Raw genomic sequence first — 528 nt, forward strand, 5'->3', positions numbered from 1 at the left:
GACATGGACAAGGATGCGAAATACCCAGCCATCGTCGTGGGGCATCCCATGGGCGCCGTCAAGGAACAAAGTGCGAACCTGTACGCCGTGAAAATGGCTGAACGGGGATTCGTGACGCTGGCCATTGATCTCCCCTTCTGGGGTGAAAGTGCGGGAGAACCCCGCAACGCCGTATCTCCGGACATGTATGCCGAAGCTTTCAGCGCGGCCGTGGACTTTTTGGGCACGCGCCCGTTTGTCGACCGCGGCCGCATCGGGGCCATCGGGATTTGCGGCAGCGGAAGCTTTGCCATCAGCGCCGCCAAAATCGACCCGCGGCTGAAAGCCGTCGCCACCGTCAGCATGTATGACATGGGTGTGGCCAACCGCAACGGGCTCCGGAAATCGCAGACTCTTGAACAAAGGAAGAAGATTCTCGCGGAAGCGGCGGAACAGCGTTATGTGGAATTCACTGGCGGGGCAGCCAAATACACCAGCGGAACAGTGCATGAACTCAACGAAAATTCCCACCCCATTGAAAGGGAATTC

At 58.5% G+C, this 528-nt stretch carries 1 protein-coding gene; it reads left to right on the plus strand.

Annotated elements, in window-relative coordinates; genetic code table 11:
* Positions 1–528 (plus strand): alpha/beta hydrolase (locus ACFFUV_RS23875; protein WP_390198509.1); only part of this gene is annotated, 528 nt, incomplete at both ends.

This window comes from Vibrio olivae (genome assembly GCF_042428525.1).
In the GTDB taxonomy this organism is placed as follows: domain Bacteria; phylum Pseudomonadota; class Gammaproteobacteria; order Enterobacterales; family Vibrionaceae; genus Vibrio; species Vibrio olivae.